26 protein-coding genes and 1 tRNA gene are annotated in these 23,836 nt (G+C 46.7%); 5 read left to right on the top strand and 22 right to left on the bottom strand.

Translation table 11 applies throughout. The annotated features are described in order from the left end of the window. Window positions 1–205 precede the first annotated feature (205 nt). The 3 genes from EHS89_RS01160 to EHS89_RS01150 all read right to left on the bottom strand — a co-directional run bounded on the left by EHS89_RS01160 (window position 206) and on the right by EHS89_RS01150 (window position 2,972). Window positions 206–1,090 carry a LysR family transcriptional regulator gene (locus tag EHS89_RS01160; RefSeq protein ID WP_124924272.1) on the bottom strand — a complete coding sequence of 295 codons (885 nt, stop codon included), beginning with the start codon at window positions 1,088–1,090 and terminating at the stop codon, window positions 206–208. Window positions 1,091–1,167: 77 nt separating this feature from the next. Further along, on the bottom strand, window positions 1,168–2,382 hold the full coding sequence (locus tag EHS89_RS01155; RefSeq protein WP_124924271.1) for a tetratricopeptide repeat protein: 1,215 nt from the start codon (window positions 2,380–2,382) through the stop codon (window positions 1,168–1,170). Window positions 2,383–2,513: 131 nt separating this feature from the next. Then, window positions 2,514–2,972, bottom strand: coding sequence for an Lrp/AsnC family transcriptional regulator (locus tag EHS89_RS01150; protein ID WP_124924270.1), 459 nt, complete (start codon window positions 2,970–2,972; stop codon window positions 2,514–2,516). Between the two features lie 135 nt (window positions 2,973–3,107). Here EHS89_RS01150 and EHS89_RS01145 point away from each other — a divergent pair, with 135 nt between their 5' ends. Further along, the gene (locus EHS89_RS01145) at window positions 3,108–4,151 is read left to right on the top strand and encodes a PLP-dependent cysteine synthase family protein (RefSeq protein WP_124924269.1); all 1,044 of its coding nucleotides are present in this window, start codon (window positions 3,108–3,110) and stop codon (window positions 4,149–4,151) included. A 59-nt stretch (window positions 4,152–4,210) separates the two neighbouring features. On the opposite strand, the gene EHS89_RS01140 is transcribed toward EHS89_RS01145, so the two are convergent. The 6 genes from EHS89_RS01140 to EHS89_RS01115 all read right to left on the bottom strand — a co-directional run bounded on the left by EHS89_RS01140 (window position 4,211) and on the right by EHS89_RS01115 (window position 8,854). Next, window positions 4,211–5,080, bottom strand: coding sequence for a DUF4392 domain-containing protein (locus EHS89_RS01140; RefSeq protein ID WP_124924268.1), 870 nt, complete (start codon window positions 5,078–5,080; stop codon window positions 4,211–4,213). Between the two features lie 96 nt (window positions 5,081–5,176). Beyond that, on the bottom strand, window positions 5,177–6,115 hold the full coding sequence (locus EHS89_RS01135) for a 5-oxoprolinase subunit C family protein (RefSeq protein WP_124924267.1): 939 nt from the start codon (window positions 6,113–6,115) through the stop codon (window positions 5,177–5,179). Further along, window positions 6,112–6,804: a 5-oxoprolinase subunit PxpB gene (gene pxpB, locus EHS89_RS01130; protein WP_124924887.1), complete on the bottom strand. Its 693-nt coding sequence runs from the start codon at window positions 6,802–6,804 to the stop codon at window positions 6,112–6,114. The genes EHS89_RS01135 and pxpB overlap by 4 nt, the downstream gene beginning before the upstream one ends. A gap of 20 nt (window positions 6,805–6,824) precedes the next feature. Continuing rightward, complete coding sequence (locus EHS89_RS01125) at window positions 6,825–7,559, bottom strand: 5-oxoprolinase subunit PxpA (RefSeq protein ID WP_124924266.1); 735 nt, start codon at window positions 7,557–7,559, stop codon at window positions 6,825–6,827. A 26-nt stretch (window positions 7,560–7,585) separates the two neighbouring features. Continuing rightward, window positions 7,586–8,374: a putative hydro-lyase gene (locus EHS89_RS01120; protein WP_124924265.1), complete on the bottom strand. Its 789-nt coding sequence runs from the start codon at window positions 8,372–8,374 to the stop codon at window positions 7,586–7,588. 288 nt (window positions 8,375–8,662) lie between these two features. Then, window positions 8,663–8,854, bottom strand: coding sequence for a hypothetical protein (locus tag EHS89_RS01115; RefSeq protein WP_124924264.1), 192 nt, complete (start codon window positions 8,852–8,854; stop codon window positions 8,663–8,665). Between the two features lie 359 nt (window positions 8,855–9,213). Here EHS89_RS01115 and EHS89_RS01110 point away from each other — a divergent pair. Beyond that, window positions 9,214–9,289, top strand: a tRNA-Glu gene (locus tag EHS89_RS01110). A gap of 13 nt (window positions 9,290–9,302) precedes the next feature. Here the strand turns inward: EHS89_RS01110 and EHS89_RS01105 are convergent. Then, window positions 9,303–10,508 carry an EAL and HDOD domain-containing protein gene (locus EHS89_RS01105; protein WP_124924263.1) on the bottom strand — a complete coding sequence of 402 codons (1,206 nt, stop codon included), beginning with the start codon at window positions 10,506–10,508 and terminating at the stop codon, window positions 9,303–9,305. A 145-nt stretch (window positions 10,509–10,653) separates the two neighbouring features. Here EHS89_RS01105 and EHS89_RS01100 point away from each other — a divergent pair, with 145 nt between their 5' ends. From EHS89_RS01100 to EHS89_RS01090, 3 genes are all read left to right on the top strand, one after another. Then, the gene (locus EHS89_RS01100) at window positions 10,654–11,307 is read left to right on the top strand and encodes a glutathione S-transferase family protein (RefSeq protein ID WP_124924262.1); all 654 of its coding nucleotides are present in this window, start codon (window positions 10,654–10,656) and stop codon (window positions 11,305–11,307) included. An 8-nt stretch (window positions 11,308–11,315) separates the two neighbouring features. Beyond that, window positions 11,316–11,741 (top strand): c-type cytochrome biogenesis protein CcmI/CycH, encoded by a 426-nt coding sequence (locus tag EHS89_RS01095; RefSeq protein WP_124924261.1) that lies wholly within the window; start codon window positions 11,316–11,318, stop codon window positions 11,739–11,741. Window positions 11,742–11,920: 179 nt separating this feature from the next. Next, a complete protein-coding gene (locus tag EHS89_RS01090; RefSeq protein ID WP_170167381.1) occupies window positions 11,921–12,703 on the top strand; it encodes an SH3 domain-containing protein in 783 nt (260 codons plus the stop codon). A gap of 93 nt (window positions 12,704–12,796) precedes the next feature. Here the strand turns inward: EHS89_RS01090 and hpf are convergent, their stop codons facing one another. The 12 genes from hpf to cpaB all read right to left on the bottom strand — a co-directional run bounded on the left by hpf (window position 12,797) and on the right by cpaB (window position 23,825). Further along, window positions 12,797–13,150, bottom strand: a complete 354-nt coding sequence (gene hpf, locus EHS89_RS01085) for a ribosome hibernation-promoting factor, HPF/YfiA family (protein WP_124924259.1) — start codon at window positions 13,148–13,150, stop codon at window positions 12,797–12,799. A gap of 150 nt (window positions 13,151–13,300) precedes the next feature. Then, window positions 13,301–14,275 (bottom strand): tetratricopeptide repeat protein, encoded by a 975-nt coding sequence (locus EHS89_RS01080; RefSeq protein ID WP_170167380.1) that lies wholly within the window; start codon window positions 14,273–14,275, stop codon window positions 13,301–13,303. 26 nt (window positions 14,276–14,301) lie between these two features. Beyond that, window positions 14,302–15,252: a type II secretion system F family protein gene (locus EHS89_RS01075; RefSeq protein WP_124924257.1), complete on the bottom strand. Its 951-nt coding sequence runs from the start codon at window positions 15,250–15,252 to the stop codon at window positions 14,302–14,304. Window positions 15,253–15,261: 9 nt separating this feature from the next. Then, window positions 15,262–16,233, bottom strand: coding sequence for a type II secretion system F family protein (locus EHS89_RS01070; RefSeq protein WP_124924256.1), 972 nt, complete (start codon window positions 16,231–16,233; stop codon window positions 15,262–15,264). A gap of 17 nt (window positions 16,234–16,250) precedes the next feature. Then, window positions 16,251–17,603 (bottom strand): TadA family conjugal transfer-associated ATPase, encoded by a 1,353-nt coding sequence (locus EHS89_RS01065; RefSeq protein WP_124924255.1) that lies wholly within the window; start codon window positions 17,601–17,603, stop codon window positions 16,251–16,253. Window positions 17,604–17,607: 4 nt separating this feature from the next. Next, window positions 17,608–18,828, bottom strand: a complete 1,221-nt coding sequence (locus tag EHS89_RS01060; RefSeq protein WP_124924254.1) for a CpaE/TadZ family protein — start codon at window positions 18,826–18,828, stop codon at window positions 17,608–17,610. Window positions 18,829–18,861: 33 nt separating this feature from the next. Continuing rightward, a complete protein-coding gene (locus EHS89_RS01055; RefSeq protein ID WP_124924253.1) occupies window positions 18,862–19,332 on the bottom strand; it encodes a TadE/TadG family type IV pilus assembly protein in 471 nt (156 codons plus the stop codon). An 8-nt stretch (window positions 19,333–19,340) separates the two neighbouring features. Beyond that, entirely contained in the window at window positions 19,341–19,799 is a 459-nt protein-coding gene (locus EHS89_RS01050) for a TadE/TadG family type IV pilus assembly protein (RefSeq protein WP_124924252.1), read from the bottom strand. Next, window positions 19,796–21,046 carry a TadE/TadG family type IV pilus assembly protein gene (locus tag EHS89_RS01045; protein ID WP_170167379.1) on the bottom strand — a complete coding sequence of 417 codons (1,251 nt, stop codon included), beginning with the start codon at window positions 21,044–21,046 and terminating at the stop codon, window positions 19,796–19,798. The genes EHS89_RS01050 and EHS89_RS01045 overlap by 4 nt, the downstream gene beginning before the upstream one ends. A gap of 34 nt (window positions 21,047–21,080) precedes the next feature. Continuing rightward, window positions 21,081–21,353, bottom strand: coding sequence for a hypothetical protein (locus tag EHS89_RS01040; protein ID WP_124924250.1), 273 nt, complete (start codon window positions 21,351–21,353; stop codon window positions 21,081–21,083). A gap of 11 nt (window positions 21,354–21,364) precedes the next feature. Continuing rightward, the gene (locus EHS89_RS01035; RefSeq protein WP_211340268.1) at window positions 21,365–22,948 is read right to left on the bottom strand and encodes a type II and III secretion system protein family protein; all 1,584 of its coding nucleotides are present in this window, start codon (window positions 22,946–22,948) and stop codon (window positions 21,365–21,367) included. A 106-nt stretch (window positions 22,949–23,054) separates the two neighbouring features. After that, window positions 23,055–23,825: a Flp pilus assembly protein CpaB gene (gene cpaB, locus EHS89_RS01030; protein WP_124924249.1), complete on the bottom strand. Its 771-nt coding sequence runs from the start codon at window positions 23,823–23,825 to the stop codon at window positions 23,055–23,057. Window positions 23,826–23,836 lie beyond the last annotated feature (11 nt).

Below are 23,836 nucleotides of genomic sequence, written 5' to 3'. Positions count from 1 at the left end.
CCGGCTGTGCTTGTGGCTGATGCCGGCAGAAATCTACAGTCTGACTTTTTGAGTTACCTGCAGTTTCTTAAAAAAGTGTATTAGTTGCAAGAGCCAGAAAAAGATAAGCAGATATTTCCGCTTTTCAGAACCAAAGAGTAAAATTTCCTGCTTATTTTAAGAAAATAGTAAAAATAACTTCAATCTTTATGCTTATCGAATTGCTTTAAGATTGATCAGACATTATTTCACGACCGCTTTTAGCCAGTAGCTGAGGTAGTATGCGGTCGTCATCCAATCGCCATGAAGCACAAAATGCCAGTTCTGGAGGTTGGGGCCCCGGTGAAAACTCAACCAGCTCTCCCTGCTCCAGATGCGGGCGAACTATAGGCTCAGGTAGCAGTGCCATACCCACTCCTTGCAGAGTCAGTGTCAGTAAGTTGGCAACAGAACTGCAGGTATGGAATATCGGCATCTCTTCAAGGGGACGAAATAGTTGTTGCAGATAATCCCAGGGGCGGGTGTCCCGGGGAAAACTGAGAATAGGGCAGAGGCTTAATGCTTCAATACTGCTAACCGGATTTTGATTCAGTAGCTGCGGTGTTGCTACCCAATGTTGCGGATAACTGCACAGAGGCTCGGTCACCAGTTCCGGCATATGGGTTTGATCAGCCACCATCAGGGCCAGGTCCATTTGATATTCTTTTAGTTGCCGGATCAGGGTCGGTGTAACATCACTGATTAACTCGAAGGACATCAATGGATGTTGCTCTTGCCAGTGTTTTAACAGGGGAGAGAGCCACAAATGAGCCAGTGTATCGGCGATACCAATACGCAGAGTGCCTTTTTGTGGGTTCTCTTCAGCGACCTGCTGTTTCATCTCCTGACTGATGGCCAGTAGCTTTTCAGCATAGGGCAATAATTGTATACCCCGGGGGGAGAGCCGGGTGCCGCTTTTATCGCGGATAAAAAGTTGCGTGCCCAGCTCTGTTTCTAATGCATTAATACGGGCTGAGATAGCAGGCTGAGTTGCATGCAGCTGCTGTGCTGCGGCGTGAAAGCTTCCCAGTCGGGCAACTTTTACAAATGTATTGAGGTTTCTCAGACGCATATGACTCAGCTCGCAGATCGATATTGTTGCTATGTCGGAGTTAGTTACTATATCGGAGCTTTTCAACAGTGCAATGCTTATTCGTCACAATCGCCCATCAGCATAATATCAGTGTCGGAAAACGTTATGGGCAGGTTATGGCTTTGTAGATAAGCGTTCTGTAATCGCATCGCTTGTTTTTCTAATGTGCCTGTACATGCGATCCTATCCGCTTTACCACTTATCACCTGATGGTGGTGAACCAGTTCATGAATGAGTTCTGCCTGGCCTGTTACGCTGTTGTATTGCCAGTCAGTCGGCATTAAAACAACTTTGTTTTTACCATCATAAAGCGCTCTGAGGGGAACGTTCTCGTAACTTCGGTAAGACGCTAGAATGCTAATTTCATCTGCAATGCCGCCTTTTTGAGATTCAATTTGCAACGCCGCTCTGACCAGTTCATTTTTCTGTAATAATTTGATCTCTGGCAGCTTATCCTGCTGTAAATTAATGTTCTGGCTGTAGAGCCAGTTTGTCGTCAGCACAAGGGCGTTGCTGATTTCGATATCCCGTGCACCGAAGTAATCAGTTTGGCTTGGCTGGGCCTCATAGATTGTCTGATAGATCTCATCTGTGGCGCGTTGAGCCAGGTTTATTTCAGAGTGATCCAGTTGATTACGCGTGCTTTCAAGAGCAGAAAGTGCTTCCCGGTTGCCTCGCTCAGATGCGAGGGATAGCCAGATATAGGATTTCAGAAGATTCTGTTGCAGGCCTTTTTTCTGAAGCATTTGACCGAGTTTAAGTTGGGCTCCGTTATGGCCTGCCCGGGCGGCATCCTCAAGGTAGCTTATGGCCAAAGGCAGGTTTGGTTCTGGGTGGTCTGGGTAGCTGTGAATGACTCCCAGACGATAGATCGCATTGGCATCATTCTGATCGGCTGCTCTATGGAACCATTGCATTGCCAGCGGTGGGTTCTGTATTGCTTCAGGGCCAAAATAATACAGGTAGCCCAGTTTATACTGGGCCCGGATATTACCCTGATCTGCGGCTTTACTGTACCAGTTGATAGCCTGAGTCAGGTCTGGGGGGACTCCGTTACCCTCTTCATATATCAGTCCAAGGTTATATTGAGCCGTAGGTTGGTTTTGTTCAGCTAGTTGTATAAATCGCTTTAAAGCGGCGTGCTGGCCAGGGTAAAGTTCAGCCGATGGGGTTGTTGCGGCAAGTAACCGGTCTTGTATGCTAAAACTGCTAAGCACTACTATGAGTGCTGATACGAGTGCAGTAATAAGTGGTGCTTGATGGAGTAACATGCCTGATCCATGGAATGTTAAAGAGTGTCTTTAATATTTGGCCTGAAGCACGCTATAAATGTCAAACCAGACTACTCTTTTTCTGCTTTTTTAACATTTACCTCTTACTTACTTTATTACAGGTGTGCCGGTTAACAGTTCAATGGCAGTTGGGTTGAGAATTTTACCTCTTCCATAGCAAAGCTGGATGTCACCTCAGTTAATCCATCAACCTCAGTAATGAGCTTTTTATAAAACCGGTCAAAAGACTCAATATCCCGGGTTGCCACCCTGACTAAGTAATCCCATTCGCCAGCCATTCGGTAGCATTCCATAATTTCTTCAAAGCGTTCGATGCTTTGAGCAAAGCGGGCCAACCACTGCTCATCATGATGATTAGTTTTCAGGTGCACAAATACTGAGACCCCGGCACCAATTTTTTTACTGTCTAATAAGGCGACACGTGCCCGGATGAAGCCTTCATCTTCTAGTTTTTTTACTCGTTTCCAACAGGGGGTGGTAGACAGATTAACCTGTTCAGCCAGCTCGTTTATCGACAGGGTCGCATCAAGTTGAATTATTGAAAGTATTTTCTTATCTATGTTATCCATAAAAATATATTCTTAATTTATGCCTTAATGAAGAATATTATTCTATAAATATTGAGGTATATCCAATAAAAGAAAAAAACAATCTAGCCTTTTAATCATATACTTTAATCTCACTAAAACAGGCCGGAGAGAGCTATGAGCTGGATTGAAGAGGCGATACGTAAAATTCAGGCAGATACACAGCGCTCTGCTGATACGCATCTTATTAAGGTTGAGCTGCCGAATATGACGGGCATTGATCTTTACTTAAAAGATGAAAGTACCCATCCGACTGGCAGTCTCAAGCATCGGTTAGCAAGATCCCTGTTTCTCTATGCGCTCTGTAACGGTCATATTCTCGAGGGGACACCAGTCATTGAAGCTTCGTCAGGCAGTACCGCGGTATCGGAAGCATATTTTGCCCGAATGATCGGTGTGCCATTTATTGCGGTGATGCCGGCCAGTACTGCCCGTGCCAAGATTGCGCAGGTTGAATCGTACGGCGGGCAATGTCATTTCGTTGATTGTCCTACCCAGATGCATGCTGCTGCGGTTCAGCTGGCTCAGGAGAGTGCGGGCTATTTTATGGATCAGTTTCGCTATGCGGAGCGCGCAACGGACTGGCGTGGTAATAATAATATCGCAGAAAGCATTTACCGCCAGATGTCGCATGAGCCGCACCCTGTACCTGCTGCCATTGTGATGAGTGCGGGAACCGGAGGCACTTCTGCTACGTTAGGGCGGTATATCCGCTATAAGGGGTTTAATACACAGCTGGTGCTGGTGGACCCCGAACATTCGGTTTTTTATGATGCCTGGAGAACCGGTCGCCGGGATCTGACTATAGATCGGGGTAGCAGAATCGAAGGTATAGGCAGGCCCCAGGTTGAGGAATCGTTTCAGCCGCAGATTGTAGATCATATGATTAAAGTACCGGATGCCGCTTCAATAGCGGCGTTACGCTGGTTGGAAAGTTTAACCGGGATCCGGGCCGGGGCTTCGACCGGTACTAATCTTTGGGGAGCGTTACAGCGGGCTGCAGAGATGAAAAGTAAACAGGAGAGGGGATCAATCGTTACCCTTATATGCGATAGCGGTGCGCGTTATCTGGATAGCTATCATAACCCTGAGTGGGTTGAGCAGAATATCGGTGATATCGACGATTATCAGACTCAGCTGATTAGCATGCTGGAGGGTTAATCACTCTATTGCAGGCACAAAAAAACCGCCAAAGGCGGTTTTTTAAAACGGTTTGGCAATTAGTCTTTATAACCGATCAGGGCGCGTAAGCCGGCGATAACGCTCTTGCCTTCTTCGACTGGCAGGCCATCTTCAGTCAGTTCGTTTTCACGGGTTACACCGTCAACACTACCCAGACCAGACAGGTATTCCAGAATCTCCAGAGGCTTAATTTCGCCCAGCAGATCGCGGCCGCTCCATAAGCTGAAGAATGCGATCAGACCGTATGCACCCCAGTTGGATACATCGGCAATCAGCAATTCATCAACCTGAGTGGATGCTGCATGAATATCCAGATCTTTCAGTGCTTCTGTGATGTTACCCATACCGATCTCGTTACCGCCATCGCCAATGCCAATGGTAGGGCACTTCGCATGGTTAACGAAGGTATCAAAGCATGCAGTACGGGCGCTGATGCTTTCGCCACGCATATTATAGTAACCACCATCAGCAGCCTGACCCGGACGTTCGATAGACAGTACGGCATCAGGGTTGTAGTTATACAACGCCTGAAATGCTTCCAGTTCGCGCTCGGTGTGTTCACCAACGCGGATCTCATGGACACGGTATTCAGCCATCAGGGCTTGAGAAACCGGAGGTCCGCATACAATAACCGGTGTTGCTCCTAAAGCTTCCAGTGCTTTATACAGTGCGATAGCGCCGACCGGCCCATCTGTCTCGAAAGTATCAACTACCGGGAAACCAGTACCAATTAATACGTGGCCTTTACACTTATACAAAGTCCGTGCTGCACGCAGGTAATAGCCGCTTGGCAGTGCGGGTTGAACGGTTTTCATACCGCGCAGGTTGCGAGCGACCAACAGGTCTTCAATCTGCTTGCTTAATTCACGCTCGTCGACGTTTGTTACGTTAGTCTGATTCTGTGACATGAACCGGTTCTCTTTAAAAAATTCATCTCAGCCTGTCCTGCGCTCTTTTGTATCTGAACGCGCTGTCTGACAGGCACCTGTTGTGTGTTCTTTTCGTTAGTCGACCTGATCTGGTTCAGTATTGTTAAACCGGACATGGGCCAGACAGTGCAGGTTATGGGCATCATCGATGGTGATCTCTTCAAAGGAGATACGTGACCCCGGCAGGAGCTGAGCCATACGTGCAGTATCCATAGCGATCATTGAGCCAATTTTAGGATAGCCACCGATAGTCTGACGATCGTTCAACAGTACGATTGGCTGGCCATCAGCAGGGATCTGAATCGCGCCATGGCAAATGCCTTCAGAAAGAATGCCATCAAAAGAGGGCTTAACTTCAGGCCCTTCAAGGCGATAACCCATACGGTCAGCACGGTCGGTAACTGTATACTCACTGCTGAAGAACAGCCGTTTCTGATAATCACTGAACGCATGTTGCTGGTATCCGGTGATCACCCGCAGGCTAATGTCGTCGAAATAGTCCGGACGGTGTTCTTCTGGCAGGCGAAAAGCGCGATGCTCACCCGGTGGATGGCAGTGCAGGTAGTCGCTTTGCTGAAGTTTCTCGCCATTGATGCCACCGATGCCTTCACGGGTAACGGTCGCGCTACTGGAGAAACTATGTTCGATCTGGAAACCACCACTGACCGCCAGATATGCGCGCGCGCCCTGGCTAGAGAATCCTACTTCAACCTTATCTCCAGCTTTTACTCGGTGAGCATGCCAGCGTTCCTGTTCAATGCCGTTAATCTTCAAAGGCATTTCAGCGCCGGCCAGAACTATCTGAGCGTCGGTTTCTGCTTCCAGAACCAAACCGCCGATACTGATCTCCAGAGCGGTGCTGTTCATCGGGTTATCAACCAGACGATTAGCCCATTTGAATGCCAGCGCATCTAATGGGCCACCAGTGGTCAGGCCTATTCGATGATGACCGAAGCGTCCGGCATCCTGAATCAGGGTTAGCAGGCCTGGCTGCAGAACTTTAAAGCCGCTCATCGGATCTCTCCCAGCTCGCCACCCAGTGAGATAAACTCAGACTGGCTGATTGGATTGAACTTAATACGATCGCCTACCTGAACCGGCATGGTCGGTTCTGCCAGGGGATCAAACATTCGGGTAGGGCAAAGGCCGATCAGGTTCCAGCCACCCGGAGAGACTGCCGGGTAAACAGCGGTTTGTTGATCGGCGATAGCGATAGCGCCGCGGGGCACTTTCATGCGTGGTGTTGATAAACGTGGTGCTGCGATGCGCTCATCTACTTCGCCAAGATAGGCAAAGCCCGGTGCGAATCCAATGGCATAGACCCGATACTCAGTTTCGCTATGAAGCTGAATAACCTCATCAATACTCATTTGAGCCCGTTCAGCGAGGGCCGCCAGATCGGGGCCGGATTCGGTGCTGTAATAGGCTGGAAGAGTGACTAACTTACCTTCACTGTTACTGGTAGCATCGCTCAGTTGATCCAGTACTTTGCGAATCCGACTGCGTACTTCCAGGTGATCAGTCGCCAATTGATCGTAAATGACCAGCAGGGAGGCGTAAGACGGCACCATATCAATCAGCATACCGCTGAGCTCGGTTTCCAGAATAGTGACCGCCTGCTGTACCTGTGCCGAAACACGGGGATCGGTCTTTTCGCCGAAATAGATAATCAGGGCGTTTTCACCAGCAACTTCAATACGCATAGTATTCTCAACCATCATATTCATTGAGTGATCAGCTCACGGATCTCTTGAATAGCATTCACGCCATCCATATTGTCGCCGTGTACACAGAGGGTGTCAGCGCGTAAATTCAGAGTGTGACCACTAACGGTGGTAACAGTGCCCTGATCTTTAAGCTGTTTGACCTGAGCCAGCATCTTTTCTTTAGTATGGACCGCACCTGGCTTTGTGCGAGCCAGAAGTTTGCCGTCATCGTCATAGCAACGATCTGCGAAAATCTCGAACCATAATTCGATACCCGCGGCTTTTGCCTCTTCAAGCAGTTGCTCTGCCTGAGGTGTGCTTTGTAGCATCAGTACCAGTGGGCGGTGATATTCTGCAATTGCCTGCATAATGGTGGCACGTACCGCAGCATCGGCCATCATATCGTTATACATAGCCCCGTGCGGTTTAACGTAACTAAGTGACAGGCCTTGTGTCGCTGCCATACCATCGATAGCGGCGATCTGATATTGCACCATTGCTTTGAGTTCTGCCGGTGTTGCTTTAATGGTGCGACGACCAAAGCCTACCAGATCCGGATAACCCGGGTGGGCACCGATGGTGACATTATTTTGCTTTGCCAATGTTAGTGTTTTTTGTAATACCAACGGATCGCCGGCATGAAAACCGCAGGCGATATTGGCCTGATCGATATGCGGCATTACCGCTTCATCCAGACCCATTTTCCAGGAACCAAAACTTTCACCGAGATCACAATTAAGACGTAAAGACATGTTGTTATTCCTCTTAATTAGCTTGGTTACAGAACGGCCAGACGGCTGTTAGGCAGGTCGGTAATCAGCATATGACCCGGGCTATGGGTAATGCAGAATTCAGGTTTGGCTTGCTCGATAGCAACCTGAGGGGTCACACCACAAGCCCAGAATACCGGTAGTTCACCTTCTTTAATGGTAACCGCATCGCCAAAGTCAGGTTTGCTGATATCGTTGATACCGATCTGAGACGGATCGCCTAAATGTAACGGCGCGCCGTGAACGGATGGGAAACGGGTACAGATCTGTACTGCACGGATCGCATCAGCGGCTTTCATCGGGCGCATACTAACCACAGTAGTACCGCTGAAACGGCCTGCGCTCTTACATTCAATATTGGTACGGTACATAGGTACGTTAACACCTTCGGTGATGTTGCGTACTTCCAGACCGTCGGCAATCAATGCCTCTTCAAAGGAGAAAGAACAACCGAGAACAAAAGTTACCAGATCATCGCGCCAGTAATCTTTAAGGTCAGCAACTTCCTGTGTCAGGATGCCATTTTCATAGATACGGTATTTAGGCACATCGCTACGTATATCAATGTTTTGCCCCAGATCTGGCAGCATAAATTCACCGGGCTGGCTGGACATACCAACCACAGGGCAGGGCTTAGGATTCATCTGACAGAACTGAAGAAAATCATTGGCCCACGCTTTAGGCATGATAGCCAGGTTGCCCTGTACAAATCCCTGACCAAAGCCGGAGGTGTTGCCAGTAAATTCACCGCTACGGATCTGCTGGCGGATTTCAAAAGGAGTCATCTCTTTGTTCATCAGTTAAACCTTATGCTGGTGGCCAATAAGGCCGGTATTCGTTGCATGGCGCCAGAGTAGGGGCCGGTGATCGTTAGGGTATTGATAATCTATCGTTATCAAATACTGTTTGCTTCTGGTTTTAGTGTAACGCTTTTTAAAGCAATCGCCGTGGATGGACGTTAAGACGAGCAGTTACTAAAAAACGGAGTAACGGCTGGGATTGGGGCGACTGGCCAGGATCGCTGGCCAGTCGGTTAACTGGAAATCTAAAGGTGTATAGAAGTCAGTTAAAACCGGTGTGGCGAATTACTGTGTTGCCATCCACTGTTCAACCTGAGCCTGGCTACGGCCAAAAAATACAACTCGTGCGGTTGAACTCAGAGTTCCGTTGTAACCAATAGTGCGACGGTAAACCCACCAGCTATTGGCAGCTTGCTCAACGACTTCGTCAACGTGACGGATCTGCTGAAACTGGTCTAGCGGCATCATAGTGCTCATGGCTTTATTGGAACTCCTGAAAAATAAGGGTTGCTCTGAGTATGTCTGTATTGTCGGGGGAATAGGGGGAGGCTGTCTAATGAATAATCACTTACATATCTGATAACTTTTATTTATCAGATGCCGCTGAGGCTCTAGTTAAGTCTGTACATAAGGGTACGGCTTAAGGATTTTGTTTGAAGGGAGTTCGCGGCGAAATTGAACCTATAGCTGAGTTTATTCTTTTTCAGCCCATAAACAGGATATTGATTCTTGACATCCTTGTATTGCCGGGTATCATAGCGATCGTCCTGAAGGGCAGTTAACTGATTGAATTTGATTGTTAAATTATTGAGGTTTTCAGCTTTTCAAACTGCAGCGTCCCATTCGTCTAGTGGCCTAGGACACCGCCCTTTCACGGCGGTAACAGGGGTTCGAACCCCCTATGGGACGCCATTTTTCCTCAGATTCAGACCATCTTTTCCATTATCTCAGTGACCCAGTTCAGACTATCCAGATAGGCCTGATGTAGCTCTTGTTCCGGTTGTGTTGTCGGCAGAGTATGCCAGCGTGCCTGTATCAGACTATCGACACAACTCAGCAGTTCTCCGTATTGACCTTCGCCAAAAAGAATTCCCCGCTCTATCTCTTCACTCAGAGAGACCTGATCAAGAATATCTTCCATCTCCATATCAAGCAGAGCATCCAGTCCGGCAACTACGCCCATCATAAAGCCGCTCGAGGACGGAATACCATAGCTGCGTTCAGACAATAGTTCACACATGCGTGCGCGTATTAGTGTGTGGCGAGTCAGTTCATCCGGTTTGCCTGATTGGCCCGAGAATGAGATCAGGGCGCACCAACGCTTAATTTCAGAAACCCCCAGTAATACAATCGCTTCTTCTACACTTTCAATTTTACGAATAAGATTAAACAGTGAAGAGTTTACAATCCGGAGAATCTTAAAGGTTAACTGTGGATCTTTTTTCAGTACTTTCTCTATTTCTGGCGGAGTGACGTCGGGACTGGCCATCACCGCCATCAGTTCAATCATCACAACTTCACTACTATTTAAACGCTTTCCTTTAACTAACTGTGGCCGACAAAGAAAGTAACCCTGGAATAGCTTAAACCCCAGTTCTTTACAGAGTTCGAACTCAGCATGAGTTTCGATTTTTTCTGCCAATAAGGTGACTTTAAAAGGTTTCAGAATTCTGACATGCTCACGAACCTCTTCGTCGGTCATCTCTAACAGATCGAGTTTAACGATATGAGCCAGATGTATGATGGGATCGTATTCAGGGCTATAGATGAAGTCATCCAGTGCGATTCTGTAGCCGGCCTTTATAAAGCGCTTAACACCGGCAATCAGTTCATCGTCTACTTGCATCCCTTCAAGTATCTCAATAACAATATGGCGGCGCGACAGACCTGGAATCTGATCTGATTTTACCAGTTCTTTAGTCAGATTGATGAAGGCCGGTAACTGTTTTAACTCACCTGACTGATAAATGCTGGTGTAATTGTTCAGTAGTACCTGACTGGTTGCCGCATTGCCATCAGTAAACAGGCTATCGGCGGGATTATCTTTATCCCGGTAGAGTAGTTCATAGGCGACAACATTCAGATTGGCATCGTAGATGGGCTGCCGGGCCATCAATATATCCTGTGCCATAGATCGCTCCTGCGAAAATATCTGCCGGGGTTATATGAATTTAAGCCCGGATACACTTAAAAGTTATTTTTAAGTACAGTTAGTATAGAGCGTGTTTTTTTTTCTGTTATACGAAATTTCCCCATAATGAGTAAAGGTTATTGCTATGTCTCTCACTTTACATCACTGTCATGAAGCCCGGTCAATGCGAGTGCTTTGGCTATTGCATGAGCTTGAGATCGATTTTGAGCTAAAGGTCTATCCTTTCACTGAATTACATAGTGATGAATACCTGCGGGTGCATCCACTGGCCAGGGTGCCTGCGTTGGAGCATAACGATCAGGTTCTATATGAAAGTGGGGCGATAATTCAGTACCTGTGTGAACTGTACTCCCCGGATCAGTTAGGCAGATTACCCGGCCACGCTGAACGTCCGGCCTGGCTACAATGGTTACATTTTGCTGAAACCATTGCCGTACATGGAGCCAGTCTGGTACAACAACATCTGGTGATCTATCAGGATGAGATGCGCTCTGCAACGGTTCAAAAGCTGGAGCGACGTCGAATGGAAAAGGGACTTGCGATGCTAAATCAGCATTTAAGTGGTTCAGAATATCTACTTACAAGGTTTAGCGCGGTGGATGTCGCCGTTGGCTATAGTATTTACCTGGCGCGTTTCTTTACCGATATCAAACAGTTCCCAGAGCTGCAACGCTATTATCTGTCACTGGCGTCTCGACCTGCTTTTCTTACATCTTTACCGAAAGAGGGTGATAGCCATATTATTTTTCAACAGGATTTTTATACCGGTCCGGCCTGAGGTAGACGATGTTCAAAAGAATAGTGCTTGCGCTTACCCTTTTATTGATGAGTGCTGTAGTTGCTTTTTTGTTGTTACAGCCTGATCCTGTGCAGATTGAAGTTGAACTAAAGTTAGAAGGCTCAGCTGAATCCAGTGTAGTACTACCTGTCTATGTGTATGCAGCGACACCCGGATCAAAGCTTCCTTTAAGTTATCATCAGACCAGCACTGACAAGCTGCCAATTAAAATAGTGTTGCGAGAGGATATGTATCTTTTACCTTCCCATACCATGAAAGGAGCCGATGAGCTGGTAGTGATCGCAAAGCTATCAGCCAGTGGTGATCCGCATAAAACTGAGCCCGGTGATGTTAGTGTTGTGAGTGAGGTTATTAACCCTCGTCAGAAAGCCGCGCTTAATATTGAGCTTACTCTGCCTAATCCAATCCCCTGATATAGCCTTGAGTTGACTGCAAGATAAGTCAGACCGATGAAGAGTTAAACTTTTCAATGGCTCTGTGGTAAATTCAAACACGTTCCGTATGTGCTACTTTTTCGCGGCAAGCTAGACAGTTGTCTTGATAAGGACTGTTGAGTTGAGCTGTGTAACTGGTTTTAAGGATGATCTGTTTGATGAGCAAAGTATTTAAGTCTGTTCTGGTGTTGATGTTGAGTGTTAGCTCAACCTTTTATTCAACTCTGGTGATGGCGTTTGATTATTATGTGGTTAATAAGAATGCTGCTGTGTTTACTCAACCTTCGGGGCAGGATTCTATAGCTCAGCTTCGTGCCGGTGAAGTATTACTTGAAATTGATCAGCAGGGGGAATGGTCAAAGGTTTTCTTTCTGAGTAAAGACAAACAACCCCTTAAAGGCTGGATGAAAACCCGGGATCTGACCTCCCAGGGCGATAAACGTGAGCCTACCGAAGTGACAGATGATTATTATCTGGCGACGGTAGATAACCTGCGCTTAAGAGGTGGGCCAGGCACTAACCATGAAGTTGTCGGTCGCTTATCCGATCAGCAGATGGTGAAGCAGCTGAACCGGTCTGGCGATTGGGTTCAGGTTAAATATAAGGATACGGCTGGTATTACTTCTCAGGCATGGGTATCGGGCCGTTATCTGAAACCTGCAAAAGCAGTGACTCAAAATAAAGTTGTTGCTCAGAATCAGCATCAGAATAAATCAGCCCCGAATGTTAATTCGGCTGAGCAAAGCTATGTGATTACAGGCAGCGATGTGAATTTTCGTTCAGGACCTGGCGCCAGTTATGCGGTAGTGGGTAAACTGAGTAAACCTCATAAAGTAAAAGTGATCGCATCACAGCAAGGCTGGAAACAGATTCATGTTGATCTGAAAGGAAAACCTTTGACCGGCTGGATCGTTAAGCGATATTTGCGTCAGGACAAGTAGTGAGTCGGATGGTTTTTTGAAGGAAAGCTTTTTAAAAAAAGGTAACAAAAAAGGCTGAACAGTGTTCAGCCTTTTTTCTTGGGAGCGAAGTAATTAGTCTTCCAGCTCTTCGTCCAGCTCTACTTCGGGTTCTTGTGCTACTGGTTTGCCAGAACCTTTTTTATTGGTCTGAATATCACGGATCTTAGCCAGCTGCTTATCCATCTTATGGGCCAGGGAATCCAGTGCTGCAAATAGGTTCTCTGCGCTTGCTTTGGCAAATAGATCTTTACCAGTTGCATGTACAGTGGCTTCGACTATCTCCTCTTTACCATTACTCTTTTCAATAGTTACCTGAGCGCTGGTGATTATGTTATAGCGCTTTTGACTCTCCTCTAACCAACCTTCAATTTTTTCACGTACTGCAGGAGATACTTTGTCATTACGGTTAGTGATATTGATATTCATGATGTTGCCCTTACTGCAAATTGCCTTGATTTAACAACTCTTTACAACTACAGAATGCGCTTCTCAGATTTTTTTGCAATAGCTAAATTCATAAAAAATAACTGTTTTGTGTTTTGGTCTTTTGCTGGTAAATTTACGTAGTTTAAATAACTAAAGCTTGCTTCTACCATCAGGGTTACTTGCCAGCAATCGTTTGACTCGAGTCAGGTTTTGCTGTGCGACGGTATAGTACTGGGGATGCTCTTTTATGGCCTTACGTAAAAACAGGGCCGCCATTTCATAGCGTTGTGTAATCATACAGATATAACCTATGTCGTTATAAGCCTCCGAAATAGGCATAACCTGTTCAAGAGCTCCTATCGCTTCGTTATAACGTTCCTGACGTGCATAGGTCAGGCCCAGGTTTTTCCAGGCGGGTGAATAGCTGTTATCAGATTGTAATGCCTTGTTAAATGCAGATTCTGCATTTACCCACTTTTCCTGCATGTAATATGAATAGCCCAGATTAGTCTGCACCCGCGGACTTTTAGGATCCAGCTTTATTGCTGCTTTGTAATTTTGCTCAGCCTGTATGTGTTGTCCGGTTATATCATTGATAATACCCAGCCCAATATAGCTGTCCAGCAGTGGTTTTTGTTTTTCAGGTTGCTCCTGAAGGTACTCTATCGCCTGGGTGAAGGATGTCGTGGCCATGCTATAGGATTTATTGTGCAGCAGTATCATACCACTGCCCTTATAAGCCTCACCTAGCTTTGGATCTAGCTTCAGCGCCTGCTGATAAGCCTGATAACTGATAGCCAGGTTATTTCGATTGTAATGGATATCACCGATACGAAGCAGGGCGTAGCTATGCTGATCATCTAACTCATACGCCCGGATATAGTTGAACAGGGCGCGATCACTGTCGTTGACGGACATAGCCTGATCGGCATTTTGAATAGCCTCTTCAGGTGATTTAGCCTGCTGTTCAGCCAGAAACGGAAGTATCTCTTTACCTTGATAATATTCCGACTGCTGAGCGGAAACATCGTTGTTAATCTGATTACTGGCACAGCCTCCGAGTATCATAGTAAGGCCGGCAGAAATCAGAATTTTACAAAACGGAAGAGCTGTTTTGATAGTCATATGTAATCCCCCATACATGACTGATTTTATGTTTGGCTCAGCACCTTCAGTACTCCTAAGATTGCAGGTCCTACCATCACTAAAAAGAAAGAGGGCCAGAGACAAAATGTCAGCGGGAATATCATCTTTGTTGAGATCTTCGCTGCCATCTCTTCAGCCTTTTGCAGACGTTTATCTCTGAATTCTTCAGAATAAACCCTCAGGGTGTCCGCGATACTGGTACCAAAACGCATACTTTGATCCAGAGAGGTAACCAGGCCGCGTATGTCTTCCAACCCTGTACGATATGCCATATTACGTAATGCCTGCATTCGCTCTACACCCATTCGTATCTCAGTATTAACCAGACCTAGCTCTTCAGCCAGTTCAGGATGACTAATACTTAATTCTTCAGCGACCCGTTGCAGGGCAGATTGTAATCCAAGTCCAGATTCTACGCAGACTACCAGCATATCCAAAGCATCGGGAAAGCCATGACGGAGTTTTCTCTTCCGGGAAATAATAAGCCTGTCAAGAATAGCGCTGGGCAGGATAATACCGAAAGCCAGTGTCGCCAATAGAAGATATAAAGTGTATTCAGTGGTTAGCTCTGGGAAACTCTGCACTATAAACAATGTGATGACTGGAAACAGAAGGGCGCTGAGAATCCGGATAGCATAGTAATCAGCCTGAGCGCTTTCAGAACGGAATCCTGCGTTGGCCAGCCGCATCAGCGTAGTGGAGTTTTGCCATTGTGACGCTGGAATAAAATGCTGACTCAGGCTCTCCCGTTTATCTCCGGGCATACGGGAGCTTGTATCGGTACTGTGTTTCATCCGGTTAAGCCTGAGTCGCACCGGGTCGATAGCACCTAATAGCAAGAATCCGAGCCCCATAGTCAGGGCCAGTACTGTCAGTGAGGATAGCAGGATTACAGCTATACGTAGTTGCGTAGCATCTGTAGTGAAGTTATTGAGTAAGCCTATTATAAAGTCCATGGCAGCCTCCTACACTTCAATTCGAAGTAAATTACGGATCCAGATAATACCGGTCATCATCATAAAGAAAGCGATGACGATCATTTGTAATCCCAGCGGGTCGTCCAGTAGCATTGGGATGTAGTCTGGAGTGGTGATACCGATAATAATAAACAGTGCAAAAGGTACTAAGGCCAGAATCCAGGCCGAAAGGCGACCTTCGGCGGAGAGTGTTTTGACCCGCCGATTAAAGCGGAATCGACTACGTATAACCCGGGATATCTGTTCCAGGATTTCAGTGAGATTACCGCCGGTCTCTTTTTGAATAAGTATGGAAGATACCAATACCATTACTGTAACGCTGGGGACCCTGTGGAGTAAGCCCAGCAACGCCCGGCGTAGATCGTTACCATAATTCAGATCGGCAAAGGTCAGCTTAAACTCTTGTGCTACCGGGCCTTCCATCTCTTCCCCAACCAGCCGCAGCGCATCTGAAAAAGGGTGACCTGCTTTAACCGCACGCTTCATGACATCTATAGCATCGGGTAGGTTCTCTTCAAAAATTGCGATTCGCTGTCGCCTGGCATGGATGATTTTGATGAAAGGAACTGCGATGGTACAGATGCCGATAACAGCAACCACGAGCCAGATACGAGTGAGTAACCAGGCAAGTATCATGGTTGTCAGTGTTATAAGTAAAATACCAAAAACCAGCTGATAAGCGCGGGATTTATAACCGGCTTTTTCCAGCATATCGGCCAGAGTTTCCATTCCCGGAAGTGATTCAAGCCAGCGTTCTGTGGGTGAAAGTGACTTTAGATATTTTTTCCTCAGCAATACGGTAATAGCTTTAGCATCGGCTTCCGGTAGCATCTCCTTTATACGCTTTCGAATCCGACTGCGGTTTGATGAATTTTCGCCAAATACTGGAACTGTCAGGCCCATCACCAGCATAAATACAGCGATAAACACCATAGCGATAAATATCGTTTGTTCGGACATGACTTTTACCTCCGCGATTAGCGATCAAAAAGGTGAAAATGAAGGTCAATACCACGTTGCTTCAGGTGCTCATAGAAGGCTGGGATAATACCTGTTGCCCGATAATGGCCACGCACGTTGCCCTCATCATCAATACCCTGGCGCTCAAATTTGAACAGTTCAGTCATAGTGACAACATCACCTTCCATACCATTAATTTCCTGCAAACTGGTCATTCGGCGCTTACCATCTTCCATACGTTCAATCTGAATGACGATATTGATGGCTGATGCAATCTGCGCCCGCAGAGCTTTGACCGGAAAGGTTACACCGCTCATAGAAACCATATTTTCAATCCGACCTAACGCATCCCGGGCACTATTGGCGTGAACTGTCGTCAGCGAGCCATCGTGACCGGTATTCATTGCCTGTAGCATATCCAGGGCTTCGCCGCCCCGAACCTCACCAATTACGATCCGGTCAGGACGCATTCGCAAACTGTTGCGAACCAGGTCTCTCTGGCTTACCTGCCCTTTACCTTCAATATTGGGGGGGCGGGTTTCCAGTCTCACCGTATGGGGCTGTTGTAACTGAAGCTCAGCTGAGTCTTCTATTGTGACGATGCGCTCATCTTTAGGAATGTAGCCTGAGAGAATATTCAGCAGGGTAGTTTTACCCGAGCCGGTACCACCTGAGATAAGAATATTAAGCCTGGCTTTTACTATACCTTTGAATACAGATGCCAGTTCTTCTGGTATGGAGCCTAACTCAACAAGATTATCCATGGTCAGACGTTCCACAGAAAAACGTCGAATCGAGATGCTTGGGCCATCGAGTGCTAAAGGTGGAATAATCGCATTGACCCTGGATCCGTCTTTCAGGCGGGCATCCACCATAGGAGATGACTCGTCGATACGTCGCCCGATACTTGAGACGATTCGGTCAATGATATTTAAAAGATGACTGTCATTGTTAAAAGAGACGTCAGTCGGTTGCAGTTTACCGTTACGCTCAACATAAACACTATGCGAACCGTTAACCAGAATATCTGAGATTGACTGATCAGCCAGTAGTGGCTCAAGCGGGCCTAGCCCCATTATTTCATCTTCAATCTGCTTAATCAGTACCTGACGAGCGGCTTGGTTACAAGGTATCTGTTCGTCGACGATCAGTTGCTGACATATCTCCCGGATTTGATGTCGGGCATCGGCAGGGTCAAGATTATCGACCAGTGTCAGGTCCATTACTTTCAGCAGTTTCTTATGAATTCTGTTTTTCCACTCTTTTTCCAGTTTTGAGCTGGTGGAAAAAGTTACATCTTCGACTGCTTGTTCATCCTGTTCGGATGATGTGTTGCGTTCCTGGTATGATTTTAGATCTTCGAAAGGCATAGTCCTAGCCTCCTGTCAGTCGTGAGAACAGATTGTTTAACAGCCCTTTATCCGGATGAAGTTCATCTTGTTTAACAAGGTGGGCTTGTAGCTCATCCAGAGCTTTGTTAATTGCAGAACGTTTTGAAACAGTATTGATTGGTTCGCCCTTATTGAGACTGTCCATTGCGGTACGGTAATCATTAGGAATGGTGACGATCTGTTTAGTATTCAGGCTCTCTTCAATATCTTTAATGCTGATATCTGAATTCTTATCGTAGCGATTGATAGCGACAATGATCTGATCATCAAGTATTGCCAGTTCATTACGTAGAATATTAATCATATGAATAGCGTCTTTGATGTTGATCAGGTCTTGCTGTACTACTAATACAATCCTACCGGCGCTTTGCAGTACAGCTATGGCAGTTCGGTCGATCATTCTTGGTAGATCGACGACCAGCTGATTACAGTTTTTGAGTAACAGGCTCAGTAACTGGTTAATCTGATGCTCAGGTGTCTGGTTAGGTAAGCGTATGCTGTTGGTAGTCGAGCCCAGTATCTGCAGTCCAGACTTATGTTTGAGCATGTAGGCATTGAGTGCGATATGGTCTAGCTCATCGACGACTTTTAGCGCATCCGAAACGCCATTTTCTGGCTTTAAGTTAAGGTATTCAGCCAACGAACCGAATTGCATATCGAAATCCATCAAAATTGTTTCCTGACGACTACTAGCTTGCATCAGGTAAGCGAGGTTACAGGCTATTAAGGACGCCCCTGATCCACCTTTAGCATTGATTACGGCAGTTAGGTTGCCCGTGTCATTCAGACCAATCTGCTTCTTTTCAGCTTCAATCTGCTGCAGTGTTTCTATCAGTTCCTGATTGTTTACTGGCTCACTCAAGAAATCTCTTGCTCCGGCTTTCATTGCCTGGCGCATCATCTCCGGATTTTCCTGATCGCCAATCACTAATACGGGAGGGCGCTCAGTAATGCTGTGTTTCACCAGTTCATTCAGCTCTCCCTGCCAATGCTCGCTGAGATGCAGAATAAGCAGGTCAGGCATTTTCTCCAGATCGTAGAGAGGATCGATATGGCCATTAGTCACGCACCGCTTCAGTATGGCGTACTGATCGGTTGACTCTTTAATTATCTGTTCCAACTGATCTATGAAATTACCACTTCGACTACTGATCAGAATCTGAAAACGGGATAAAGAACTGTTGAGCTTGTTGATATTATCCATGCCGGTTGCTCCATTTCTGATCCATCTGATTCTCTATAAGCAGGTAACTGTCCAGCTACCAGCCGGGCTAGTGCCCAGACTTTCACTGGGTAAGGTGGTGCTAAAATCCGGTGCCGTTAAAATGCTGGTCGGTATAAAAGGTATTAATAGCTGGTGCTGGTAGTTCTGGACACTGGCCCGGACGTAACGTACGTCTTCTAGCACATTTAAAGGATCGCCAAAGCTTTCAGTAAGATACTCAACATTGATATTACTGCTATCAAGATTGCTCAAAACATTACCCTGAAAAATTGACCGATCAATTACTGCTGCGGTTTGATTCATAGGGCAGACCGCCGCCAGGCGTGCGGCACGACGAGTGACTTCATCCAGGGTATTCCAGACAAACAAAACCCGACCAAATTCAATAATTGCAAACAGAACCAAAAAAAAGAATGCGCCAATCAGAGCGAACTCTACAGTAACGAGCCCGGTTTGCTGCTGGCGATGTATATGCATATTCATAAGCCCCCCTAAAGCACCGGCATGCCGACCTGGGCTGTTAATGGGATGGCCAGCACCACATCACTCCAAAAACCAAACCCCGGTATTTTATTTGGCAGTATCATTGGATTGTAGGTATAGGTGGCTGTAACAATAACCGGGTTAGGTGCGGCTGCGTCGGTTTGTGTTGAAACAGAGATAGTGCCGGGAAGAAGTGAAGGCTGCCCATTGACGGTAGTACCTGTCTGAACCAGACTCACGGCATTACTACGTACCGTATTAACCGTATTTGTCGCAACCGCAGAACGGTATTGCCCGGCCAGATAGCGGGCGCCATCTTCTACTGATTTAGTAAGCGTGTTGTATTGATAAAGCATCCGTCCAACTTCAGCCCCGGCAAACATAACAAACAGTAACAATGGCAGGGTGAAAGTAAATTCAATTATCGCCATTCCACGTTGATGCTTTAAGTTTCTGAGATGTTTCATGCGTCATCTCCGTCGGGGTTTTTATACAGAACGATAATATCAGCACCGCTACTAGTGGTAACTCCGCTTCCCGGAGGTGTGCAAAGCTCCTGCTCGGTGAAGGCACCACGTAATGCTCCACCTTCACTGCTTTCATCCTCAGGTGTATTGGGATCATCCTTAATACTTCGGTGTGTTCCTGGTTGGGTAAGTAGGAAACAGGCAAAATTCTGTACTGTCATTGTGGTGTTATTACCGGTTGTTGTACCGTCACAGTTGCCAATGGGGACTGTCACTATTCGGCGATGATGTTGGCCATCCATTGGGGGCGTTTCCGCGGTATAAAAGTTTGTGTAGTCGGTGTAACTCAAGCAACCTTCTGCAGGGCAGGGGCTGTTATTAATATATGGATCATCATTAGCCCAGTCTGCTGGATAATCGATTTTGTTTTGTAGGCTGTTCAACGGTCCGCTATAAATACCGAAACGGGTATTGATTCCTTGAACGGTAGGACCTACTTTATTACCAGGTGCTACATCTATTGGTTGCCCTTGTCCCAGGCCTGCACAAGCTGGATTACCAGCAAAAGCGTAGCGGATATCATTTGCGCCTTGTAATCCGGGAAGGTCTAACAGGTGGAAATTACCAGTACCTATAGCATCGTCAGGACCGCTTTGTGATCCGAATTTTAAGTCGTATTCGTCACCAGTAATGTAGCCATTAACATTTCCAGACTGATCCGAATCAGGTCCCTGGCATACCATAACCGGAATCAGGCTACAGAAATTAGCACCGTTGGCAAAGCCCGCAACGGCTGTTGCTGCCACCCCTTTACTATTAAAGCCAACCACCCGAATAAGAAAGCTCTGCAAGGGAACCAGCGTAGAAGCCACTTTGACATAACGAGGTGTTGTTACAGTATTGGCAAATGAGCCTGGATTGAGATTTTCTGAAAAAGTGACAGTGAGAGAGGGGCTTTGATCTGACAGCTCTCCACTCAGGTTATTGTTGAATACAGTATTTGCTACCGAACGAGCCAGAGTCATATCACCGGTGTTGGTCTGAAGTGTACGTGCGGCAGCTAGTGCAGCGGCATCTGCAGCATTTTGTATACGGGTTTTATTCATCAGCATATGGCCACTGTCCAGAGCCAGTCCCGTGACTGCCAGCAGTGCCACCATACCGATGGTTACGATGACAGCAACAATACCTCGTTGTTTTTTTACTGGGCTTACGCGCGTAGTCCAGAAGGCGCTTCCGCGGTTCATCATAGCCTCCTGGTAACTAAGGAGAAGCTCCTCCTTAGTTACCTATACTAATTTTAATTTCGTTTTGGACCTTTTCAGGTTCGCCGGTTGATGTCCGATAGGTGTGAAGAATATTTTCACCGATCTGGCCATCAAGATCGCTTTTCAATTCAGTTCCATTTTCTAATGGAGCGTCTGGGTTAAGTGTTTGCATAGAGATCATCTGGTTGACGGATCCTCCCATTTCCATTGAATGTTGAGGAGTACTACTGCAGCCGCTCAGCCATATCGCTAATAGTGTTGTAATGGCAATTGTAATTTTGTTCATGGCTGTTCTCCTTATTCCACCGAGTGACCATAGCTGTTTTCCAGGCCGCCCTGTATGCCACTGACAGGCTGGTCCTGTGGTGCCGGATAACTTGTTGCAGGATCTTGATGAGTGTCGTCAGTAATATCCTCTGCGGAAACCGCAGCCTCATCGGATGCTTCCTCTGTGGAGGCTTGATCCTCTGGTGACCCCAGAGTCCTGCCTAACAGATAAAACTCAGCATCGGAGGGTTCAATAAAGTTATCAGTCGGCAAGCTCATCTGACCCGGATCGATAGGCTGGGCTAATACCGGTGTCACCATAATTACTAGTTCAGTTTCACCTTTTTCAAATTCCTGACTGCGGAAAAGATGACCCAGTATCGGAATATCTCCCAGTCCGGGGAACTTATTGACGACTTCCCGCATGTTTTCATTGATTAGTCCTGCAATAGCGATAGTTTGTCCATCGGCAAGCTCTACCGTTGAAGTAGCAGAACGTTTAGTTAGAGCCGGAACAAAGAAACCACCATTACCTGTTGTCACACTGGCAACATCAGTAAGTTCGCTAACACTGATGTTTAACTTTAGATTGATCTGATCATCATCCAATACGACTGGAATAAAATTTAATCCAATACCGAAGTCTTTAAACTCGATAGTTAAACCGTCATCATCAGGTACCGGAATAGGAAACTCACCGCCTGAAAGAAATGTTGCTTCCTGGCCGCTGAGGGTGGTCAGTGTGGGTTCTGCGAGTACTTTGGCAGAGCCATTTTCTTTCGCAGCTTCTATCGCAAGATTAAAGATGAAATCACCACTTTCGTAGCTGCCGAAAATGGCGCGATCATTAATCAGTAAAGGGCCAATAGCCGATGGAGCGTTAGCTGTTGCATCTCCACTTGTCAGGCCGTAAAACCAATTTCCATCAGTATTAGCCGCATTGAATTTAAAACCTAACTTACGCATCACTCTACGGGATATCTCAGCCACGGTTACTTTAAGCATAACCTGTTGTGCACCTCCGATTGACATCAGATTGACGATGCTGGAGATCGCTTCGTCTGAGCCTTCACCCTTAGTGGGACGAGCAAAACTGTTGGCTAATTGTACTGCGGTATTCATCCGGGTCAGGCTGGAAACCTGACCGCTGAGAACAATGGCGCCCTGGGAAGAGTGAACATTAATATCCTCATCCGGTAATAGCTGATACAACTTAGCTTTAAGAGTGTCCAGGTCATGGGTCACTTCGATATCAAATGCACTGATGAGCTGATTTTTTTTATCCCACAGCAACACATTGGTTGTGCCCAAACCGCGTCCCAGAATATAGAGTTGTCCTGACTGCATAACCAGAATATCGGCAATATCAGGATTACCGATGGAAACTTTTCTGACCGGGGTGTTGATTTCAAGAATATGTGATTTATAGAGGGGCACCCAGATCGTTTTCAGCTGCTGCTGGTGATCTGTTAGTTCACTGAAAGCATCGAGCTTTGTTGCTCTTGCAGATGTTTCCTGGGCAAATGCCTGGACACCTGATAGCTGGAACATCATTACAATCAGGAACCCCATAAGTGCCTTTGTTAGTGCTCTTGGGTATGTTAGATATTGCATGATAACTCCCTATCTTTTTTAGCTAATACCGGAGAAGCAGAGGGTGGCTGCTAACCGGGAATATACTAGACAGAGACAAGTCTCTGTCTGTCCTTTAGTTCCTGAGCTACAGACTGACTTTACTGTCATGTACTGAGGTGCCCCGGATAATAGTTACACTGGCTGTTTTTGAGGTACGGGTTCTGGGTTTACGCGGAGCTTCCTTCCTGGCAATCACATCGTCCTGTGGGTTTCGAAGCGTAAGCTGAATCGGACCTTCACCCCGTGCTTTAACAATAATCTCTGCTTGTTCCGGGGTCACTTCGAGCGTAACCGCCCGCACGATAACCGGATCTTTCTCATTGGTTGCTGCAGTCTGGTCTACGGCCAGTACTTTCAGGTCTTCTATCAGAGTCTTAGTGTAAGATCGTTTGTTCTGTACTCTGCTGGCTAACATATCAACCCGATTACCCGGTAGTAGAAAACCTGCTACACCTACCACATCATTTACTCTGACAGTGATGGCTCGCATGCTTGGCTCAATCAGAGCGGCCAGGGTGCTGCCTTCAGCGCTTTCAGCAAAACGGGCTTGCATCAGAATCTCGCCTTCAAACACATCGCTTTGAGCAATTTTGCCTAGCACTTCATCAGGATTCTGCGCCGTGCCTTTGGGTACCAGATCAGCCGGCATCTGTATCTCCTTCAGATGCTGTGCCTGAACCTTTTGGCCGTAGGGTATTCTGAGGCCTGCAGTCAGAACCGTTTCGATATCGGTTACTTCAACTTGCTGAGGTTCAGTAGTGATTTGATTTTCCAGCCAGTTATCTGCCATCATGGCTGCTGCAACAGCCAGAACACCGGCTAACAAAATAAGGATGAAAGTTCTGCCTTTAAACATAATGTCCTCCC

It is taken from the genome of Amphritea balenae, from assembly GCF_003858655.1.
Lineage (GTDB): Bacteria > Pseudomonadota > Gammaproteobacteria > Pseudomonadales > Balneatricaceae > Amphritea > Amphritea balenae.
Note: the sequence above shows the minus strand (reverse complement) of the source record. Positions and strands in the feature narration are given on the sequence as shown.

Excerpts from the sequence above, each read along its gene's own strand:
- EHS89_RS01160 (WP_124924272.1), bottom strand. The coding sequence starts at position 1,090 with ATGCGTCTGAGAAACCTCAATACATTTGTAAAAGTTGCCCGACTGGGA.
- EHS89_RS01155 (WP_124924271.1), bottom strand. The coding sequence starts at position 2,382 with ATGTTACTCCATCAAGCACCACTTATTACTGCACTCGTATCAGCACTC.
- EHS89_RS01150 (WP_124924270.1), bottom strand. The coding sequence starts at position 2,972 with ATGGATAACATAGATAAGAAAATACTTTCAATAATTCAACTTGATGCG.
- EHS89_RS01145 (WP_124924269.1), top strand. The coding sequence starts at position 3,108 with ATGAGCTGGATTGAAGAGGCGATACGTAAAATTCAGGCAGATACACAG.
- EHS89_RS01140 (WP_124924268.1), bottom strand. The coding sequence starts at position 5,080 with ATGTCACAGAATCAGACTAACGTAACAAACGTCGACGAGCGTGAATTA.
- EHS89_RS01135 (WP_124924267.1), bottom strand. The coding sequence starts at position 6,115 with ATGAGCGGCTTTAAAGTTCTGCAGCCAGGCCTGCTAACCCTGATTCAG.
- pxpB (WP_124924887.1), bottom strand. The coding sequence starts at position 6,804 with ATGCGTATTGAAGTTGCTGGTGAAAACGCCCTGATTATCTATTTCGGC.
- EHS89_RS01125 (WP_124924266.1), bottom strand. The coding sequence starts at position 7,559 with ATGTCTTTACGTCTTAATTGTGATCTCGGTGAAAGTTTTGGTTCCTGG.
- EHS89_RS01120 (WP_124924265.1), bottom strand. The coding sequence starts at position 8,374 with ATGAACAAAGAGATGACTCCTTTTGAAATCCGCCAGCAGATCCGTAGC.
- EHS89_RS01115 (WP_124924264.1), bottom strand. The coding sequence starts at position 8,854 with ATGAGCACTATGATGCCGCTAGACCAGTTTCAGCAGATCCGTCACGTT.
- EHS89_RS01105 (WP_124924263.1), bottom strand. The coding sequence starts at position 10,508 with ATGGCACAGGATATATTGATGGCCCGGCAGCCCATCTACGATGCCAAT.
- EHS89_RS01100 (WP_124924262.1), top strand. The coding sequence starts at position 10,654 with ATGTCTCTCACTTTACATCACTGTCATGAAGCCCGGTCAATGCGAGTG.
- EHS89_RS01095 (WP_124924261.1), top strand. The coding sequence starts at position 11,316 with ATGTTCAAAAGAATAGTGCTTGCGCTTACCCTTTTATTGATGAGTGCT.
- EHS89_RS01090 (WP_170167381.1), top strand. The coding sequence starts at position 11,921 with ATGAGCAAAGTATTTAAGTCTGTTCTGGTGTTGATGTTGAGTGTTAGC.
- hpf (WP_124924259.1), bottom strand. The coding sequence starts at position 13,150 with ATGAATATCAATATCACTAACCGTAATGACAAAGTATCTCCTGCAGTA.
- EHS89_RS01080 (WP_170167380.1), bottom strand. The coding sequence starts at position 14,275 with ATGACTATCAAAACAGCTCTTCCGTTTTGTAAAATTCTGATTTCTGCC.
- EHS89_RS01075 (WP_124924257.1), bottom strand. The coding sequence starts at position 15,252 with ATGGACTTTATAATAGGCTTACTCAATAACTTCACTACAGATGCTACG.
- EHS89_RS01070 (WP_124924256.1), bottom strand. The coding sequence starts at position 16,233 with ATGTCCGAACAAACGATATTTATCGCTATGGTGTTTATCGCTGTATTT.
- EHS89_RS01065 (WP_124924255.1), bottom strand. The coding sequence starts at position 17,603 with ATGCCTTTCGAAGATCTAAAATCATACCAGGAACGCAACACATCATCC.
- EHS89_RS01060 (WP_124924254.1), bottom strand. The coding sequence starts at position 18,828 with ATGGATAATATCAACAAGCTCAACAGTTCTTTATCCCGTTTTCAGATT.
- EHS89_RS01055 (WP_124924253.1), bottom strand. The coding sequence starts at position 19,332 with ATGAATATGCATATACATCGCCAGCAGCAAACCGGGCTCGTTACTGTA.
- EHS89_RS01050 (WP_124924252.1), bottom strand. The coding sequence starts at position 19,799 with ATGAAACATCTCAGAAACTTAAAGCATCAACGTGGAATGGCGATAATT.
- EHS89_RS01045 (WP_170167379.1), bottom strand. The coding sequence starts at position 21,046 with ATGAACCGCGGAAGCGCCTTCTGGACTACGCGCGTAAGCCCAGTAAAA.
- EHS89_RS01040 (WP_124924250.1), bottom strand. The coding sequence starts at position 21,353 with ATGAACAAAATTACAATTGCCATTACAACACTATTAGCGATATGGCTG.
- EHS89_RS01035 (WP_211340268.1), bottom strand. The coding sequence starts at position 22,948 with ATGCAATATCTAACATACCCAAGAGCACTAACAAAGGCACTTATGGGG.
- cpaB (WP_124924249.1), bottom strand. The coding sequence starts at position 23,825 with ATGTTTAAAGGCAGAACTTTCATCCTTATTTTGTTAGCCGGTGTTCTG.